A 16,887-nucleotide genomic window follows, 5' to 3' on the forward strand; every position below is an offset into this window, starting at 1 on the left:
GACGGTGCGGCCCGCCTCGGCGAGGCGGGCCGCACACTCGGGTCAGCTCAGGTTCGAGATGGTGGAACGAACCTTGGTGATGATCTCGGCGGGGATCGGCGCGTACTGGGCGGCGGTCAGCTGCTTCTGGCCGTCCTCGCTCGCGGTGTAGGTGAGGAAGGCCTTCGTCGCGGCCAGGGTGTCGGCCTTGTTGCCCTTCTCGCAGAGGATCTCGTAGGTGACCAGCGTGAGCGGGTAGGCGCCCTCGGCGGTCGGCTTGTAGTTCAGCTTGAGCGCCAGGTCGTTGCCGGTGCCGACGACCTTGGCGGAGGAGATGGCCTTGGTGGCGTTCTCGACCGTGGCGGCGGCGGGGGCGGCGGCGTCCGTCTTGAGGGCGGCGGCCTTGATGCTGCCGGTGGCGTAGGAGAGCTCGAAGTACGAGATCGCGCCGGGGGTCTGGTTCACCTGCTGGGCGAGACCGGCGGAACCCTGAGCGGACTGACCGCCCTTCGCCTGCCAGGCCTTGCCGCCGGAGTACTTCCAGTCCGCCGGGGCGGTGGCGATGAGGTACTTGGTGAAGTTGTCCGTGGTGCCGGACTCGTCCGAGCGGTGGAACGCCTGGATCTTGGTGGAGGGAAGCTTCGCGCGGGGGTTCAGCTTCTTGATGGCCGCGTCGTCCCACGTCGTGATCTTGCCGTCGAAGATCTTGGCGAGCGTGGAGGAGTCCAGGACCAGGTTGTCGACACCGGGGACGTTGTAGCCGATCGCGATGGGGCCGCCGACCATGGGCAGGTCGACCGCGGCGTTGCCGCCGCAGACCTTCTTCGCGGCCGTGGCCTCTTCGGGCTTGAGCGGCGAGTCCGAACCGGCGAACGCGGTCTGGCCCTGGGTGAACGCGGTCACGCCGGCGCCCGAACCGGTCGGGTTGTAGTTGATCTGGACGTCCTTGCAGGCGGCCGTGAAGGCCTTCGTCCAGGCGTCGATCGCGTTCTTCTGCGCGGAGGAGCCGGAGGCCTGAAGCTGACCCTTGGCGTTGTCACACTTGATCGCGCTGTTGTTGCTGGCCGAGGCCGAGCTGCCGCCACCGCTGGCGTTGCCGGTGTCGTCAGAACCGCACGCCGTGAGGGCCAGGGCGCCGGAGACGGCGAGAGCACCGAGGGTGAGGGCACGCCGGTTCATGCGCTGAAGCTTCACTTCGGGAGTTCCTTCCAGGAGCCGCCGTCAGGTGGCGGCGTGCGATGTCTGTCGTACTGCGGTCCGTAGCGATGGGAAGGGTTCGCCCTGAGGCGTCCTTCGCACCGCGTAAGGCCGAAATTAAGCAGATCAGGTGAAGGCGCCGAAGGCCGTAAGTGAACGGAGGGTGAACCCCTGACGGCGGTGCGGTGAGGTCACGGAACGCTCACGTCGAGGACACGGATATGTCCCGGCCGAGGGGTCCGGAAGGGAAACTCCAGGTAATCGAACGGGTGCGTACGTGATGGGCGCCGCCCATGTTCCCGTCATAGCTCATTCGCCCCGATTTCCTCATGAGCAACAGCGAAGGGTGCGGTCACTACGGTGCGTGTCCGTCCGCGGTTCCCCAGGGACTGCTTTGGCGCATGCCGGAGCGCCGCGCCGGATACCGGGGGCGGCGCCCTTCTCTCCAGGGGAACACGTCAGGCCGTGCGCAGCGCGTCCAGCAGCGCGTCGACCAGATCGCGGTCGCGGGGCTGGGTGAGGCGGTGCCGTGCGGCGGTGGGGGTGAGCCAGAGCACGCGGTCGACCTCGTCGTTCGGGGCGAAACGGCCGTCGGCCGCCTCGGCGGCCCAGTAACGGACCTCCTTGGGGCGCCCGCCGACGGCGTAGCGGAGCGTGGGAAGGACGGCGCCGGGGTGGGCGTAGTAGCCCGTCTCCTCCTCGACCTCGCGCAGCGCGCCGGTCAGGAACCCCTCGCCGCGTTTCAGCTTGCCCTTCGGGTGCGACCAGTCGTCGTACTTGGGCCGGTGGACGAGACAGATCTCCAGCGCGGAGTCGACCGGGGAGCGGCGCCACAGGACGCAGCCCGCCGCTTGGATGGTGTCGTCGGCCATGGGGCCTCCCTCAGGGGGTGCGTACGGCTTCCTTGTGCCAGGCCTGCTGGAAGGCGAACCGGGCCGCCTCCACCTCGTGCCGCTGATCGGCGTGCAGCACCCCGAGCGCGTACGCCGTCGCCGGCGCGATGCGCGGGGTGCGCGCCGCGGCGGACGCGGCGGAGGCCGCCTCCGCCGCGTCCCGGTGCCGGTTCAGCGCCGTGCCCGCGCCGAGCAGCCGCATGTCGACGGGGCACTCCCCGCGGTGCAGCACCTCGTGGGCGTAGCGGTGCAGCCGCATCAGCAGCCGGACCTGGTGCCAGGGCGCGTCCTGCGGCTGGGGAGCGGTGTCGGCGGAGAGGCCGTGCACGAGGGCCTCCGCGTTGTAGGGGCGGCCGGCGATCACCAGCGGCAGCGCGCTGACGGCGTCGGCCAGCCGGTCCTGGGCGGCGGCGGCCAGCGGACGCAGATCGGCGCTGTCCGCGGCCGGGGCCAGCGGAACCTCGCTGGCGAGGACGGCGACGCTGTCGGCGACGGCGTGGAAGCGGGAGGAGCCGAGCGCCTGGAGGGCCGCGGAGTGGGCGCGGGTGCGGGCGAGGGTCAGCTGGCGGTCGAGGAGGGCGCCCGCCTTGGCTGCGCCGACGGTCAGACCGCCCGCCTTGTGGGCGGGGCCCGGGGAGCGTCCGGCCTGGCCGGGCACGGCGGCCGTGCCGGACAGCCGGTTCAGCGCGCCGATCAGCCGCTCCAGGCGCGCGGCGTAGGCGTGTTCGCGGGCCAGGGTGCCCGAGAGCCAGGCCAGTTCGGGCCGCATCCCCTCCGACCACTCCGCGTCGAGGAGCGGCCGGAAGGTGTGCAGGCTGCCGCTGATGCGGCGGGCGGAGTGGCGCAGGGAGCGCGCCGCGTCGCCGGACTCCCCTCCTCCGTTCGCCGCGCCGCCGGTCTCCCGGTGCTGGCGCAGCGAGCGGAGGAATTCAGTGGCCTGGGCCCGCAGATAGCCCGCGAGGACGTCACCGATCGGGGTGTCCGCCTCGTCGAGGGGGGCCGTCCCGGCCACGGAGCCGGTGGGGGGATCAAGGTGCTGCTGTGCCACGCCGGCGCCTCCGGGCGTCTATGAGCATCTCCTGGACGTTCCGCAGGGGCTGTCCCTCCGCGTCGGTCGCGTGGCGGATCCACTCGCCGTCGGGGCCGAGGTGCCAGGAGGCCGTGGTGTCGGACATGCCGGTCTCCAGCAGCCGGTTGAGGGCTGCGCGGTGAGCCGGGTCGGTGACCCTGACCAGGGCCTCGATCCGCCGGTCGAGGTTGCGGTGCATCATGTCGGCGCTGCCGATCCACACCTCGGGCTCGCCTCCGTTGCCGAAGGTGAAGACCCGGGAGTGCTCCAGGAAGCGGCCGAGGACGGAGCGGACCCGTATGTTGTCGGACAGGCCCGTGACGCCGGGGCGGACGGCGCATATACCGCGCACCCAGATGTCGACCGGTACGCCGGCCTGGGAGGCGCGGTACAGGGAGTCGATGAGCGCCTCGTCCACCATCGAGTTGACCTTGATGCGGACGAAGGCGGGCCTACCGGCGGTGTGGTGCTGGACTTCCTTGTTGATCCGCGCGATCAGGCCGTCGCGCAGGGACTTGGGCGCGACGAGCAGCCGGCGGTAGGTCTCGCGGCGCGAGTAGCCCGAGAGCCGGTTGAAGAGGTCGGAGAGGTCCGCGCCGACCTGGGGGTCGGCGGTGAGCAGTCCGAGGTCCTCGTACAGCCGGGCGGTCTTCGGGTGGTAGTTGCCGGTGCCGACGTGGGAGTAGCGGCGCAGGGTGTCGCCCTCCTGCCGGACCACGAGCGACAGCTTGCAGTGGGTCTTCAGGCCGACGAGGCCGTAGACGACGTGGCAGCCGGACTCCTCCAGCTTGCGGGCCCACTTGATGTTCGCCTGCTCGTCGAAGCGGGCCTTGATCTCGACCAGGACGAGGACCTGCTTGCCGGACTCGGCCGCGTCTATCAGCGCGTCCACGATCGGGGAGTCGCCGGAGGTGCGGTAGAGCGTCTGCTTGATGGCGAGCACGTCGGGGTCGGCGGCTGCCTGCTCCAGGAAGGCCTGCACGGAGGTGGAGAAGGAGTCGTACGGGTGGTGCAGCAGGACGTCGCGCTCCCGCAGGGCGGCGAAGATGTCGGGCGGGGACGCCGACTCGACCTCCGCGAGGTCGCGGTGGGTGCCCGCGATGAACTTGGGGTACTTCAGCTCGGGCCGGTCGAGCGCGCCGATGCCGAAGAGGCCGGTGAGGTCCAGGGGACCCGGCAGCGGGTACACCTCGGCCTCGGAGATCTTCAGTTCGCGTACGAGGAGGTCCAGGACGTAGCGGTCGATGGACTCCTCGACCTCCAGGCGCACCGGCGGGCCGAAGCGGCGCCGCATGAGCTCCTTCTCCAGGGCCTGGAGCAGGTTCTCGGCGTCGTCCTCCTCGACCTCCAGGTCCTCGTTGCGGGTGAGGCGGAAGGTGTGGTGCTCCAGGACCTCCATGCCCGGGAAGAGCTCTTCCAGGTGGGCCGCGATCACGTCCTCGATGGGGACGTAGCGGTTCGGGGAGGCCTCAAGGAAGCGGGAGAGCAGCGGCGGGACCTTGACGCGCGCGAAGTGGCGGTGGCCGCTGACCGGGTTGCGCACGACGACGGCGAGGTTCAGGGACAGGCCCGAGATGTACGGGAAGGGGTGCGCGGGGTCGACCGCCAGCGGGGTCAGGACCGGGAAGATCTGGTGCCGGAAGAGGGTGAACAGGCGGGCCTGTTCCTTCTCCGTCAGCTCGCTCCAGCGGACGAGGTGGACGCCCTCCTCGGCGAGCGCGGGGGCCACGTCCTCCTGGTAGCAGGCCGCGTGCCGGGCCATGAGTTCCCGGGAGCGGGCCCAGATCATCTCCAGGACCTCGCGGGGCTGGAGGCCCGAGGCGGACTTGGTGGCCACGCCGGTGGCGATGCGGCGCTTGAGGCCGGCCACCCGGACCATGAAGAACTCGTCCAGGTTGCTGGCGAAGATCGCCAGGAAGTTGGCGCGCTCCAGCAGGGGCGTGTTCGGGTCCTCCGCGAGTTCCAGAACGCGTTCGTTGAACGCCAGCCAGCTGCGCTCGCGGTCCAGGAACCTGCCTTGCGGCAGCATGATCCCGTCCTGCACGGCGTCCTCGTACTCGTCGAGGTCGGCGTCGAGGTCGGGCTCCAGGTCGGACACGTTCGCCGCGACGGTGTGCGGGCGGTGGGCGGCGATGGAGCCGACGGAGGGCTGCGGGTGCTGCACGGGTGCCTGGGCGCTTCGCTGGTTCATGGACCCATTCTTCCGTGCCGAGGGCGAGACCGGCGCGTCGGAGAGGGCGGGCACCAGGGCGCCGATGTGGAAGTTCCCGTTCCGCTCGGTCGGCGTACGCTGACTCCGCGTGGACGGTGCGGACTCGTTCTCCGGCGGGGGAGAAGGCTCGGGCACGGCGGGCTGCATGGGTCGAGCGTCGCAAGGTCACCTGAATCGATGGTTACGGCGACATGACGTGCGGGATATCTGGGGGAGGCTCCCGGACGTCCGCACGCCCGGGAACCCCGTACACACCCGCCCGCGCCGAAGCGCGCGGGCGCCGCTGCTACCGCGGGTCACGCGGAAGCGCGTGGGGGCCGCCGTTACCGCGGGTCACGCATGGCGGCGGCGCAGCAGCGTGAAGGCCGCCGCGGTCGCGAGTCCCGCGAGGGCCAGGAGCAGACCGCTCTCCACGAGCTGGAGGGGCCAGAAATGGGACTCCGGCTGATAGGTGGCCCAGACACCGGACCGTCCGTCGGCGCTCGGCCGCGCCCCGCGGTCGAGCACCAGCGCGCCGTGCGGGACATGGAGGGCCGCTTGTCCGGTGACCTTCTGGGCGGGCCACAGACTCATCCGGAGCGCGTCCAGCACGCGGTGCAGGACGTACGCCGCGACGAGGGCGGCGCCGGCGGCGGGCAGGGCCTTGCGCAGCACCAGGCCCGCGAGCGCGCCGAGGGCGAGACCGGCGAGGGCGTACGCGACGGCCACCGGTCCTGAGGAGATGAAGACGTTCGTGTCGAACCGGCCGCCGGAGAGCTCGCCGTTCCCGGCACGGCGGGCCCAGCCGACGAGCAGGACCGCCAGGGTGGTGCCCGCCGTGAGCAGGACCGCCGGGACGGCGAGCCTGGCGGCGAGCCAGCGCGCCGGTGTGACGGACTGGGTCCAGGCCAGCCGCGCGGTGCCGCTCTCCAGCTCGCGGCCGGTCAGCGCGGCACCCGCCCAGACAGCCACCGGGTACAGCAGACAGGTGACGCAGGCGGAGGCCAGGTCGAGACCGTAGGGATAGATCCTGTCCGCGGCGGTCTCCCGGATGGTTCCGCAGTCCGCCGCGAAGAGGTCCGGCGGGCCGCAGTCGCCGGTGGCCGCGCGGGCGTCGGGGCCGATGGCGTGCATCCAGACCAGGCCCGCCGCGGCGAGGAGCAGGGCGGCGATCCAGGCGTACAGGGCCGTGCGGTGCAGCCGCAGCACGGTCCAGGTCAGGCCGGACGGGCGGTACGGGGCCGGGCCTGACGGGTGGTGCGGGGTGGTCAGGGTGGTCACGACGTCGACCTCCGCCTCAGGACGCCGAAGGCGGCGGCGACCAGGATCGCGGTGGCGGCCAGCAGCACGCCGGTCTCCAGGAGCTGGCGGGGCCAGTAGTCGGGGGAGGGGAGGTACTCGCGGCTGAAGCCCACGACATGGTGCCTGGCCAGACAGGGGCGGCTGAGGTAGCAGCCCGGGTCGGGGATCTCCGTACCCGCCGAGGTGATGGCCCGGCTCCGGGCGGACAGGTCGGGCTGCTGGTAACTGCCCTGGAAGGGCCAGGAGTTCGCGCGGAACATGATGACGGCGCCCTGGACGAGCCCGGCGACGGCGAGGGCGGGCAGGGTGCGGCGCAGTGCGAGACCGGCGAACGCGCCGACGGCCAGACCGAACAGCGGCGCGGCGACGGTGGCCGGGCCGATGGCGAAGTACACGGCCCGCGGTCCGATGCCGGCCAGCAGGAGGTTGGCGTGGGCGTCCCACAGCATCCGGTAGAGGACGACCAGCAGGCCCGTGCCGACGGTGACGAGCAGCGCGGGCACCGCGAGTATGGCCGCGAGCCAGCGGGCCGGTGTGACGGACTGGGTCCAGGCGAGCCGGGCCGTGCCGTTCTCCAGCTCGCGTGCGGTCAGCGAGCCTGCCGCGAAGACGGCGACGGCGAACGAGGCGAGGTTCAGCAGCGAGGCCGGGTCCTGGAAGAGGTCGTTGTAGGCGTCGGAGAACGGCGAGCCGATGATGCCGAAGGTCCAGGCGTCGTCCTGCACGCCCGCGTAGCCGAAGGTGTCGAGCAGATGCTGCGTGTGGGCGGCCCCGGGGCCGTACAGCCACAGCAGCAGTCCCGCGGTGAGCACGACGAAGCCGGTCCAGATCCACAGCGCGGTGCGGTGCAGCCGCAGGACCGTCCAGACCAGGCCGCGCGGCACGGGCAGCGTGCGGCGTACGGGAGCCTTTGTGGCGGTGGCGCTCATCGGGTCACCGCCGCGGGGGTCGCGGTCGTGCCGGGGGTGAGCAGCGCGGGGGCTTTCGGGGAGCGCAGATGGGCGAGGACGAGTTCCTCCACGGAGGGGCGTTCGGCGTCCCAGCGGTCGTCCACCGGTCCGTCGTTGCGTATCAGGGCGGTGAGGCCGCGGCCGGTGGCGCGGGACTCGACGACGAGGTGCGGGGCGAGGTCGGCGGGGGTGCCGCGGCCGGTCACCAGGGTGTGCGCGAGGAGCAGGTCGTCCAGGCCGCCGCCGAGCCGGACGCGTCCGTCGCCCAGGAGCAGCAGGTGATCGCAGGCGTCGGCCAGTTCGGTGACGATGTGCGAGGACATCAGCACCGTGGTCCCGCGTTCGGCGGCGTCCGCCATCAGGGTGCCCAGCAGTTCGTGGCGGGCCAGCGGGTCCAGGTCGGCCATCGGTTCGTCCAGGAGCATCAGATCGGGCCGCTTGCCCAGCGCGAGGGCGAGTGCCACGCGGGTCCGCTGGCCGCCGGAGAGCCTGCGGACCTTGGTCCCGGGGTCGAGCGAGCCCTGTTCCACGATCGCGGCGGCGTGCGCGGCGTCCCAGCGGGCCGGGTTGAGCTCGGCGCCCAGGCGCAGGGTCTCGGCGATCGTGAGCTGGGTGTGCAGCGGCTTGTCCTGGGCCAGGTAGGCGATCCTCTCGCGGGCCTCGGCGGGGCCCGCGCCGAGCACGGTGAGGCTGCCGGCGGCGGGGCGCAGCAGCCCGGCCGCGGTCGCCAGCAGCGTCGACTTGCCGGCGCCGTTGGGCCCGACGAGGGCGCTGATCCGCCCGGCCGGGAGGCGGAAGGAGCAGTCGTCAAGGGCGGCGGCGGAGCGCCGGCCGTGGCGCACGGTCAGACCGCGTGCCTCGACGGCGACGGTGGATCGGGTGGTGCCGGTGGAACTCACTGGTCCCCCTTCGGGAAATGTGCGTCCAGTACGGAGGTGAACAGCGCGGCCACGTCCTCGTGGTCGAGGCCGGCGGCGAGGGCGCTTCGGGCCCAGGCGTCGAGCTCGTCGCGCAGCGGCGAGTCGGCCGGGGTGGCGCCGAGGGTCTTGCGGACGAACGTGCCGAGACCCCGCCTGGCCTCGACCAGTCCCTCGCGCTCCAGTTCGCGGTAGGCCTTCAGGACGGTGTTCGGATTGATCGCGGTGGCTTCCACGACCTCACGGGCCGTGGGGAGCCGGTCGCCCGGTTCGAGGAGGCCGAGCCGGAGGGCCTGTTTGGTCTGCTGCACGATCTGGACGTAGGTGGCGACGCCGCTGCGCCGGTCGATGCGGTACACGACCACTCGGACAACCACCCTTTCACTAATTGAGTAGTGAAAGGGTGGTGGAAGAGGGGGGTCGGCGTCAAGTCGAGGGCCGCCGGGTGGTGTTGTCCCGGTGCCGGATCGGGCCGCCCACCAGGCACGCGAGGGCGTCACGAAATTTTTCGCCGATCCGTGAACCGATCGGTGGGGCTCGTCCGATGAGGGGATGTGAGGGAAACGAGAAGCGACGGAGAGCTGCTGCGGGCCATCGTGGCGGACGGGGACCGTCGCGCCTTCGAAGAGCTGTACCGGCGGTATGCGCCATGGCTGACCGCGCGGCTGCGCGGCCGGTGCGCCGACGCCGGGATCGTCGACGACGTCGTCCAGGAGACCTTCCTCGCCGTCTGGCGCGGCACCGCCCGCTACCGCGAGGAGGGTGACCCGGCCGGCTGGCTGTGGCGCATCGGCTCACGGCGTCTCGTCGACACGCTGCGTGGCGACGGCGCGCGCGGCCGGCTCCGCAGCGCGCTCGCCAGGCTCCGGCACCGCGACGAGGCCTCGGCGGAGGAACGCGTGCTGGCGGGCGTCGAACACGGCGACCTGGCCGGCGCGCTGACCCGGCTCTCGCCCGAACTCCGGGTGGTGCTCCAGGCCACGGTGATCGACGGACTCACCACCAGAGAAGCGGCCGTCCTGCTCGGCATTCCGCCCGGGACGGTCAAGACGCGGGCACTGCGTGCGCGCAGGCAGTTGCGGGAGGCGTTGGCATGAGCGACGACCGTCACGGAAGCGATGGCGACGAGATGAGCGGTGACAGCCGCAGGACCTGGCACGTCCCGGACGAGGACCTCCTGGCCTACACACGGGGCGAGTTGACGGCTCCGCGCCTGTGGTCAGCGGACACCCACCTCGCCGCGTGCACGCGGTGCCGGGGGACGCTGGCCGAGGTCGGCGACCCGGTCGCCCTGGACGCCGGCTGGGAGCGGCTCGACGCCGAACTCGACGCCCCCCGGCCGGGTCCGGTGGAGTGGCTGCTCGTCCGGCTCGGCGTCGCCGACCACACCGCACGGCTCCTGGCCGCCGCACCCGCCCTGCGCCGCTCCTGGCTGAGCGCGATCGCCGCCCTCCTGGCCATGACCGTGGTCGTGGCGGACGCGGTGAACGCCGGAGCCACGCCCACCCTCTTCCTCGCCCTCGCGCCCCTGCTGCCGCTCGCCGGAGTCGCCGTGTCGTACGGCCCCGGGATCGACCCGACCTACGAGATGGCGGTCGTCTCACCCCTGCACGGCTTCCGGCTCCTGATGATCCGCACGGTCGCGGTCCTGACCGTGTGCCTCGGCTTCAGCGGCCTCGCCACCCTCGCCCTCCCCTCCTACGGACTGCACGCCCTGGCCTGGCTGCTGCCCGGCCTCGCCCTCACCGCGACCGGGCTGGCGCTCAGCTCCCGGCTCGGTCCCGTCCTCGCCCCCTCGCTCGTCGGCGGCGGCTGGGTCGCCCTGCTGGCCGTGGCCCGGGCGACCACGGAGCCCGACGGCACGCTCGCCCCCTTCACCGCGGCCGGGCAGGGCGTCTCCGGGGCCGTCGCCGTACTGGCCGCCGTACTCCTCTATCTCGCACGCGACCGGTTCGACGCCTCGAACCTCCCGTTCACCGACATCACCGACAGGAACGCAGCATGATCCCCACTGTCTCCGCCTCCGGCCTGACGCTCCGCTTCGGCGGCACGCGCGCCCTCGACGACGTCTCCCTGCGCCTCGGCCAAGGAGTCACCGGACTCCTCGGACCCAACGGCGCCGGAAAGACGACCCTGTTGCGGGTCCTCGCCACCGCCGTGCCCGCCGACGGGGGCACCTTCACCGTCCTCGGCCACGACCCGGGCACCACCGCCGGACGCCTGGCGGTGCGGCGCGCCCTGGGCTATCTCCCGCAGACCCCCGGATTCCACCAGGACTTCTCGGCCTTCGAGTTCGTCGACTACGTGGCGATCCTCAAGGAACTCACCGACCGCACCGCCCGGCACCGCGAGGTCCGCCGGGTGCTGGAGTCCGTCGGCCTGTCCGAGGTGCGGGGCAAGCGCATCAAGCGGCTCTCCGGCGGTATGCGCCAGCGGGTCGCCCTGGCCGCCGCGCTCGTCGGCGACCCCGGCTTCCTCGTCCTCGACGAACCCACCGTCGGCCTCGACCCCGAACAGCGCATGCGCTTCAGGGAACTGATCGCCCAGGCGGGAGAAGGACGCACCGTCCTGCTCTCCACCCACCAGACCGAGGACGTGGCGATGCTCTGCCACCGGGTGATCGTCATGGACGCCGGCCGCATCCGCTTCGAGGGCACCCCTGCGGAGCTGACCGAGCGGGCGGCCGGCCGGGTGTGGAGCAGCACGGAACGCGACCCGTCCGCCCGGGCCGGATGGCGCACGGGTACCGGCGCCTTCCGCAATGTCGGCGATCCGCCCGAGGGCGCCGACCTTCTCGAACCGACCCTGGAGGACGGCTACTTGCTCACCCTCGACACCCAGGACGCGCAGGTGGCGGCATGAGCGCCCCCACCGACACCATCGCGCAGGCGGCTCCCACGGGGGTGGAGCCGCCCGCGCCCGGCCCGGAGTCCCGCACGGCCGCCGTCCTGGCCCTCGCCCGGTTCGAGGCACGCGAACTGCTGCTCCAGATCCCGGTCCTGGCCTTCCTCGCCCTCTACCTCGGCTATGTCGGCTGGCGGCTGTTCACCAAGGGCGACGGAACGGGTGACTTCCCGGTCCTCCAGGACATCGACCGGTCCACCCAGGCGACACCCATGCTGCTGGCCGTCGCCGTGTTCGTCTGCGTCAACCGCGCCGTGCTGCGTTCCCGGCGACAGTCCACCGACGAGCACTTCGGCCTCCTGCCCATGGAGCAGTGGCGGCGGACGGTGGCGCACGCCCTGTCCGTGCTGCCCTGTGCCGCGATCACCGCGCTCGTCGTCGGCTTCCAGTACCTCTGGGCCGCGCTGAAGCCGGGCGCCGTCGGCCACGGCTCACCCGCCGAACTGGTCGTGGGTCCGCTCGTGGTCCTGCTGGCCGGCGCCCTGGGTGTGCTGCTCGCCCGGGTGATACCCGTCGGATTCGTCGCACCGCCCTTCGTGATCGGTGTGTTCGTCCTCAGCACCCTGGCCTCCGCGCTCACCCAGGGAAAGCACTGGGTGCGCTGGCTCGGACCGGTCGTGGAGGACATGGGAGCCGACCCCTTCCCCTCCGATCTGCTGGGCCGCCCGGCCGCCTGGCACGCGCTCTATCTCACGGGCCTCACGGTCCTGCTGCTCTGCCTCGCCGTGCGGTTGAGCGGTGGCCGGACGCGGATGGTCACGGCGGTGACCGCGCTCGCGCTCGCCGCGACGGCCGTCGGCGTGGCCGGCCAGTCCCCGGACGATTCGGCCTCGCTGATCGCGGCACGCGCCAAGGCGTCCGTCAGCCCGCGGCAGGAGCAGATCTGTGCCCGGCACGGACGGTCCACGTACTGCGCGTTCCCGGAGTGGACCGGCCGTACGGCCAACTGGGCCGCAGCCGTCGACCGCATCCAGTCCCGCGCGGGCGGCTCCGCCGCAGGTGAGCGGCTGACCGTCCGCCAGCGGATCGACGCCCGCTACGGCCTACAGGGCGATGCCGCGATCTCCCCCTCCAGCACACCGGGCACGGTGACCGTGGGCACGCGCTGGGGCGGCAACCGCCTTCCCGAGTTCGCGGTCGGCGTCGCCTCGGTCCTGGTCGCGGGGAACGAGCAGGCCGTCGGCGAGAGGTGCGACGCGCGCGTGGTGACCATCATGTGGCTGGCACTGAGCACCCAGCCGGACCCGGTCGCCTCCCTGCGCGACGTCCGGATCGACGACAGCATCGAGGGCTCCGCCGTCGCGCTGGCCCCCACGAACCCCGTCTCCATGTCCGCCCAGCAGACCACCGTGGTCCGCGAACTGCTCCGGCAGCCGCACTACAGCGTCGCCGCGAAGGTGAAGGCGCACTGGACGGAGCTGACCTCCCCCAGGACGTCCACGGCGCGGGTGGCCGAGCTGTTCGGCGTCCCGGTCGGCGGCAAGGGGACCACGGCCGACTCGGGGAGTGGCTCGTGCGGGGAGTAGTGAAGACGGCGGGAGCATCGTCCGCGGACCGCTCCCCAGCTGCTGCCGGGCCCCCTCCCACCCATGTCGTGGCCCGCGCCCTGCTCCGCCCCGTCTGCCGCGGTCTGCCGCGATGGGCCCTGATCACGGGCGCCGTCGTCGGGCTGCTGCCGGCCGGCCTGTCACGGATGGTCGGCGGATCACCGGACACCTGGCTGTGTCTGAACCTCCTGAGGGCCTCCGCGCTCGCCTTCGCGCTGGGGCTGGCGTTCCTGCTCGACGACCCGGCCCGCGCCATCACGGCCACGGTGCCGGTCAGGCGCCCGGTCCGGATCGGACTGCGGCTGGGGCTCGTCGTGCCGCTCGCGGCAGCGTGCTGGACGGCCGCGCTGTTCCTGATCCCCGCCAAGGGCCGGCCCCCGATGGGCGCGATCACCCTGGAGGCGGCCGCCGTGATGGTCCTGGCGCTGGCCTCCGCGCTCGTCGCCGTGCGGTACTCGGAGGCAGGCGAACCGGGGATCGCGATATCCGCCGGACTCGTGGGCGCGTTCTTCGCCGCGTCCCTGCTGCTGCCCGAACGCTGGGAGCTCTTCGCCGGACCGTCCGACCCGAACTGGGACGACGCGCACCGGCGCTGGGCGGGCGTCCTGGTCATGGCCGTGCTGGTGGGAGCCCTCTCCCTGACCGAACCCCTGCGGCGACGCGGGACAACCGTCCTCGCCCACCGCTGAGTTCGGCCCGCCGGGAGGTCGCCTGCGCCGGTGGCTCAGGGCCGGTGGCTCAGGGCCGAGGGCCGCGAGCTCAGGACTCCGTCCGGTACATCAGGTCCGTCTCGTGGGTGACGAAGCCGAGACGCTCGTAGACGGTCACCGCCGCCTTGTTGTCGGCGTCGACGTAGAGCATCGCGGTGGGCAGGGCCTGCGCGGCGAGATGGCGCAGTCCGATCGTGGTCAGCGCCTTGCCCAGTCCGCCGCCCTGGGCGCCGGGCCGCACACCGAGGACGTACACCTCGCCCAGGCCCTCCTCGGCGTGGACCTTGGTCCAGTGGAAGCCGACGAGTTCGTCGCCGCGGAAGGCGAGGAAGAAGCCGGCCGGGTCGAACCACGGCTCGGCGGTCCGGTCGTCCAGGTCGCGCTGGGTCAGGGAGCCCTGCTCGGGGTGGTGGGCGAAGGCGGCGGCGTTCACGGCGAGCCAGGCGGCGTCGTCCCGGCCCGGCACGAAGGTCCGGACGCTCACACCCTCCGGCAGCTTCGGCTCGGGCAGGTCGAGGTTCTCCAACGGGCGCCGCATCTGGCGCAGTTCGCGGAAGAGGGTGAGGCCCAGGACCTGGGCGAGGTGCCGGGCGGCGGAGTGACCGCCGTGCGCCCAGACCCGCAGCCGCTTCCCGGACTCGTCCAGCATCGCCGAGCCGAGCGCGCGCCCGTGTCCGTGACCCCGGTGGGCCGGATGGACGACCAGTTCGGCGGCCGGGGCCTCGACCGGGTCGGTGTCCTCCAGTTGCGCGTAGCCGATCAGTTCGTCGCCGACCGTCAGCAGGAGATGCCGGACGCCGTCACGGCTTCCGCCCTTCAGCTGAAGCCGGCCCTGCTCGGACACGGCCTGCTGACCATCGGCCCGAGCGGCTTCCGCGAGCAGTCGGAGCACGTCCTCGGCCTGGTCCGGAGAGAGCACGGAGTGGGCCTCGATGGAGCGGGAGAGGGCGAAGGGTGCCGCGTCGTCGCTGGTCATGCATACGAGGGTACGGCTCGGCGGTGGAGGGACAAGGAGTTGGGCGACGCGGACACGGGACGTGGCGGGGAGGGACGGTCCGGGGAGACCGGAGCACGTGCGGTCAGGGGGCCCGTGCGGGTCGGCGCGGACCGGGTCGGGGCCTGGGCGGTGGCCCGGGCGGGCGGGCCGGGCGGCGCCCCGGGCGGGCCGCGGTGGAGTCCGGCGGTGTGCCCGAGGGATCCCTGTGGCGTGATGGTCGGTTCCCGGTGCGGTGATGGCAACCACTCCGTAATCCCGAACCCCCTTTCGCGCTACGCGCGTTGATTCTAAAGTGCGTGCAAAGCCGCGGGCATCATGTGCTCGTACACACGGTTCGCGCGGCGTACAGGGCACGCACCACCCGCCCGGCTCACGCACGGCACACCGCTTCGGACCTCTCACCGTTCTCCAGGGGGAACCATGCCGCCCACGATCCGGTTCAGACGCAGTCACCGCCTCCTCGCGGCCGCCGCCGGGCTCGCCACCGTCGGGGCGCTGGCCGCCGCGATCCCGGCGAGCGCGCACCAGGACGACAGGACACCGCAGCACCATCACGGCAGCGGCCGTTATCAGGACGTCCAGTTGCTGTCCTTCAACGACCTGCACGGCAACCTGGAGCCGCCGACCGGTTCCTCGGGCCGGGTCACGGAGCTTCAGGCGGACGGCACGACGAAGACCGTCGACGCGGGCGGTGTCGAGTATCTGGCCACGCATCTGCGCGACGCCCGCAAGGGGCACAAGTACTCGATCACGGCGGCCGCCGGTGACATGGTCGGCGCCTCCCCGCTGATCTCCGGCCTCTTCCACGACGAGCCGACCATCGAGGCGCTCAACGGCCTCGACCTCGACGTCACTTCGGTCGGCAACCACGAGTTCGACGAGGGCGCCAAGGAACTGGGCCGGCTCCAGAAGGGCGGCTGCCACCCGACGGACGGCTGTTACGGCGGCAAGAAGTTCACCGGCGCCGACTTCCCGTACCTCGCCGCGAACGTGACCGACGAGAAGACCGGGAAGCCGATCCTCAAGCCCTACTGGGTGTGGAAGAAGAACGGCGTCAAGATCGGCTTCATCGGCGTCACGCTGGAGGGCACGCCGAACATCGTGTCCGCCGAGGGCGTCAAGGGCCTGAAGTTCGGCGACGAGGTCGAGACGATCAACAAGTACGCCAAGGAGCTCCAGCACCAGGGCGTGAAGTCGATCGTGGCGCTGATCCACGAGGGCGGCGCGCCCGCGTCGACGGCGTACAACTACGACTGCGACAGCCCCGGCGCCGGTGACGGCATCTCCGGGCCCATCGTCGACATCGCCAAGAACGTCACACCGGCCGTGGACGCGCTGATCACCGGCCACACCCACCAGGCGTACGCGTGCACCATCCCCGACCCCTCGGGCCGGCCCCGCATGGTCACCTCGGCCTCCTCCTTCGGCCGGCTGTACACGGACACGACGCTGACGTACGACCGCCGGACCGGTGACATCGCCCGTACGGCGGTGAAGTCCGCGAACCACGTGGTCACGCGCGATGTCGCGAAGGCCCCCGACATGACCGCGCTGATCACCAAGTGGAAGGCGCTGTCCGCGCCGGTCGCCTCGCGTCCCCTCGGTTACATCGCGGGCGACATCGGCAACACCGGCACCGAGTCGCAGGCCGGCGACCTGATCGCCGACGCCCAGCTCGCCTACGCCAAGTCCGTCGACCCGGAGGCCGACCTCGCGGTGATGAACCCGGGCGGCATCCGCGCCGGGCTCACGTACGCGTCGAGCGGCGGTGAGGGCGACGGTGTCGTGACCTACGGGGAGGCGTACACGGTCCAGCCGTTCGCCAACACCGTCAACCTGGTCGACCTCACCGGCGCACAGGTGATCACCGCGCTCCAGCAGCAGGTCGGCGGAGCCAACGAGGCCTCCCCGAAGATCCTCCAGATCTCCAAGGGCCTGACCTACACCCTCGACCTCACCAAGAGCGGCGCGGCGCGTGTCGTCGTCGGCTCGGTCCAGCTCAACGGCACCGCGATCGACCCGGCCGCCACCTACCGCGTCGCGATGAACTCCTTCCTCGCGGGCGGCGGCGACGGCTTCGCGGAGCTCGGCAAGGGCGCGAACGTCCGGGTCGGCGAGGACGACCTGGCGGCGCTGGGCACCTACCTGACGTCCAACTCCTCCGCCGCCACGCCGTACCCGGTCCCGGCGGCGGACCGGATCACGGTCGTCCAGTAGGCCGAAGAGCGGCG

15 protein-coding genes are annotated in these 16,887 nt (G+C 72.3%); 6 read left to right on the plus strand and 9 right to left on the minus strand.

The features are described 5' to 3' along the window. Positions 1-42: 42 nt before the first annotated feature. The 8 genes from pstS to ACZ4AA_RS11065 form a co-directional block, all read right to left on the minus strand. Complete coding sequence (pstS, locus tag ACZ4AA_RS11030) at positions 43-1,173, minus strand: phosphate ABC transporter substrate-binding protein PstS (protein WP_467599030.1); 1,131 nt, start codon at positions 1,171-1,173, stop codon at positions 43-45. Positions 1,174-1,634: 461 nt separating this feature from the next. Further along, positions 1,635-2,048, minus strand: coding sequence for an NUDIX hydrolase (locus ACZ4AA_RS11035; RefSeq protein WP_467599033.1), 414 nt, complete (start codon positions 2,046-2,048; stop codon positions 1,635-1,637). Positions 2,049-2,058: 10 nt separating this feature from the next. Next, positions 2,059-3,117, minus strand: coding sequence for a CHAD domain-containing protein (locus ACZ4AA_RS11040; protein WP_467599036.1), 1,059 nt, complete (start codon positions 3,115-3,117; stop codon positions 2,059-2,061). Further along, a complete protein-coding gene (locus tag ACZ4AA_RS11045; protein WP_467599039.1) occupies positions 3,098-5,329 on the minus strand; it encodes an RNA degradosome polyphosphate kinase in 2,232 nt (743 codons plus the stop codon). The genes ACZ4AA_RS11040 and ACZ4AA_RS11045 overlap by 20 nt, the downstream gene beginning before the upstream one ends. 354 nt (positions 5,330-5,683) lie before the next feature. After that, positions 5,684-6,610 (minus strand): hypothetical protein, encoded by a 927-nt coding sequence (locus tag ACZ4AA_RS11050; RefSeq protein ID WP_467599042.1) that lies wholly within the window; start codon positions 6,608-6,610, stop codon positions 5,684-5,686. Then, entirely contained in the window at positions 6,607-7,560 is a 954-nt protein-coding gene (locus ACZ4AA_RS11055; protein ID WP_467599045.1) for a hypothetical protein, read from the minus strand. The genes ACZ4AA_RS11050 and ACZ4AA_RS11055 overlap by 4 nt, the downstream gene beginning before the upstream one ends. Beyond that, a complete protein-coding gene (locus ACZ4AA_RS11060) occupies positions 7,557-8,480 on the minus strand; it encodes an ABC transporter ATP-binding protein (protein WP_467599048.1) in 924 nt (307 codons plus the stop codon). The genes ACZ4AA_RS11055 and ACZ4AA_RS11060 overlap by 4 nt, the downstream gene beginning before the upstream one ends. Further along, positions 8,477-8,863: a GntR family transcriptional regulator gene (locus ACZ4AA_RS11065; protein ID WP_467600295.1), complete on the minus strand. Its 387-nt coding sequence runs from the start codon at positions 8,861-8,863 to the stop codon at positions 8,477-8,479. Before ACZ4AA_RS11065 ends, ACZ4AA_RS11060 begins: the two co-directional genes overlap by 4 nt. A gap of 189 nt (positions 8,864-9,052) precedes the next feature. Between ACZ4AA_RS11065 and ACZ4AA_RS11070 the strand changes: the two genes are divergently transcribed. From ACZ4AA_RS11070 to ACZ4AA_RS11090, 5 genes are read left to right on the plus strand one after another with little or no spacing between them, the layout of a single operon-like run. After that, positions 9,053-9,595: an RNA polymerase sigma factor gene (locus ACZ4AA_RS11070; RefSeq protein WP_467599051.1), complete on the plus strand. Its 543-nt coding sequence runs from the start codon at positions 9,053-9,055 to the stop codon at positions 9,593-9,595. Beyond that, a complete protein-coding gene (locus ACZ4AA_RS11075) occupies positions 9,592-10,503 on the plus strand; it encodes a zf-HC2 domain-containing protein (RefSeq protein ID WP_467599054.1) in 912 nt (303 codons plus the stop codon). The genes ACZ4AA_RS11070 and ACZ4AA_RS11075 overlap by 4 nt, the downstream gene beginning before the upstream one ends. After that, complete coding sequence (locus ACZ4AA_RS11080) at positions 10,500-11,360, plus strand: ABC transporter ATP-binding protein (protein WP_467599057.1); 861 nt, start codon at positions 10,500-10,502, stop codon at positions 11,358-11,360. The genes ACZ4AA_RS11075 and ACZ4AA_RS11080 overlap by 4 nt, the downstream gene beginning before the upstream one ends. Further along, on the plus strand, positions 11,357-12,928 hold the full coding sequence (locus tag ACZ4AA_RS11085; protein ID WP_467599060.1) for an ABC transporter permease: 1,572 nt from the start codon (positions 11,357-11,359) through the stop codon (positions 12,926-12,928). Before ACZ4AA_RS11080 ends, ACZ4AA_RS11085 begins: the two co-directional genes overlap by 4 nt. After that, on the plus strand, positions 12,916-13,638 hold the full coding sequence (locus ACZ4AA_RS11090) for an ABC transporter (RefSeq protein WP_467599063.1): 723 nt from the start codon (positions 12,916-12,918) through the stop codon (positions 13,636-13,638). The genes ACZ4AA_RS11085 and ACZ4AA_RS11090 overlap by 13 nt, the downstream gene beginning before the upstream one ends. A 70-nt stretch (positions 13,639-13,708) precedes the next feature. Here the strand turns inward: ACZ4AA_RS11090 and mshD are convergent, their stop codons facing one another. Further along, positions 13,709-14,635, minus strand: coding sequence for a mycothiol synthase (gene mshD / locus ACZ4AA_RS11095; protein ID WP_467599066.1), 927 nt, complete (start codon positions 14,633-14,635; stop codon positions 13,709-13,711). A 441-nt stretch (positions 14,636-15,076) separates the two neighbouring features. On the opposite strand from mshD, the gene ACZ4AA_RS11100 reads away from it, so the two are divergent. Then, positions 15,077-16,873: a bifunctional metallophosphatase/5'-nucleotidase gene (locus ACZ4AA_RS11100; RefSeq protein ID WP_467599069.1), complete on the plus strand. Its 1,797-nt coding sequence runs from the start codon at positions 15,077-15,079 to the stop codon at positions 16,871-16,873. Positions 16,874-16,887: the final 14 nt, after the last annotated feature.

This window comes from Streptomyces sp. NPDC024698 (assembly GCF_055559015.1).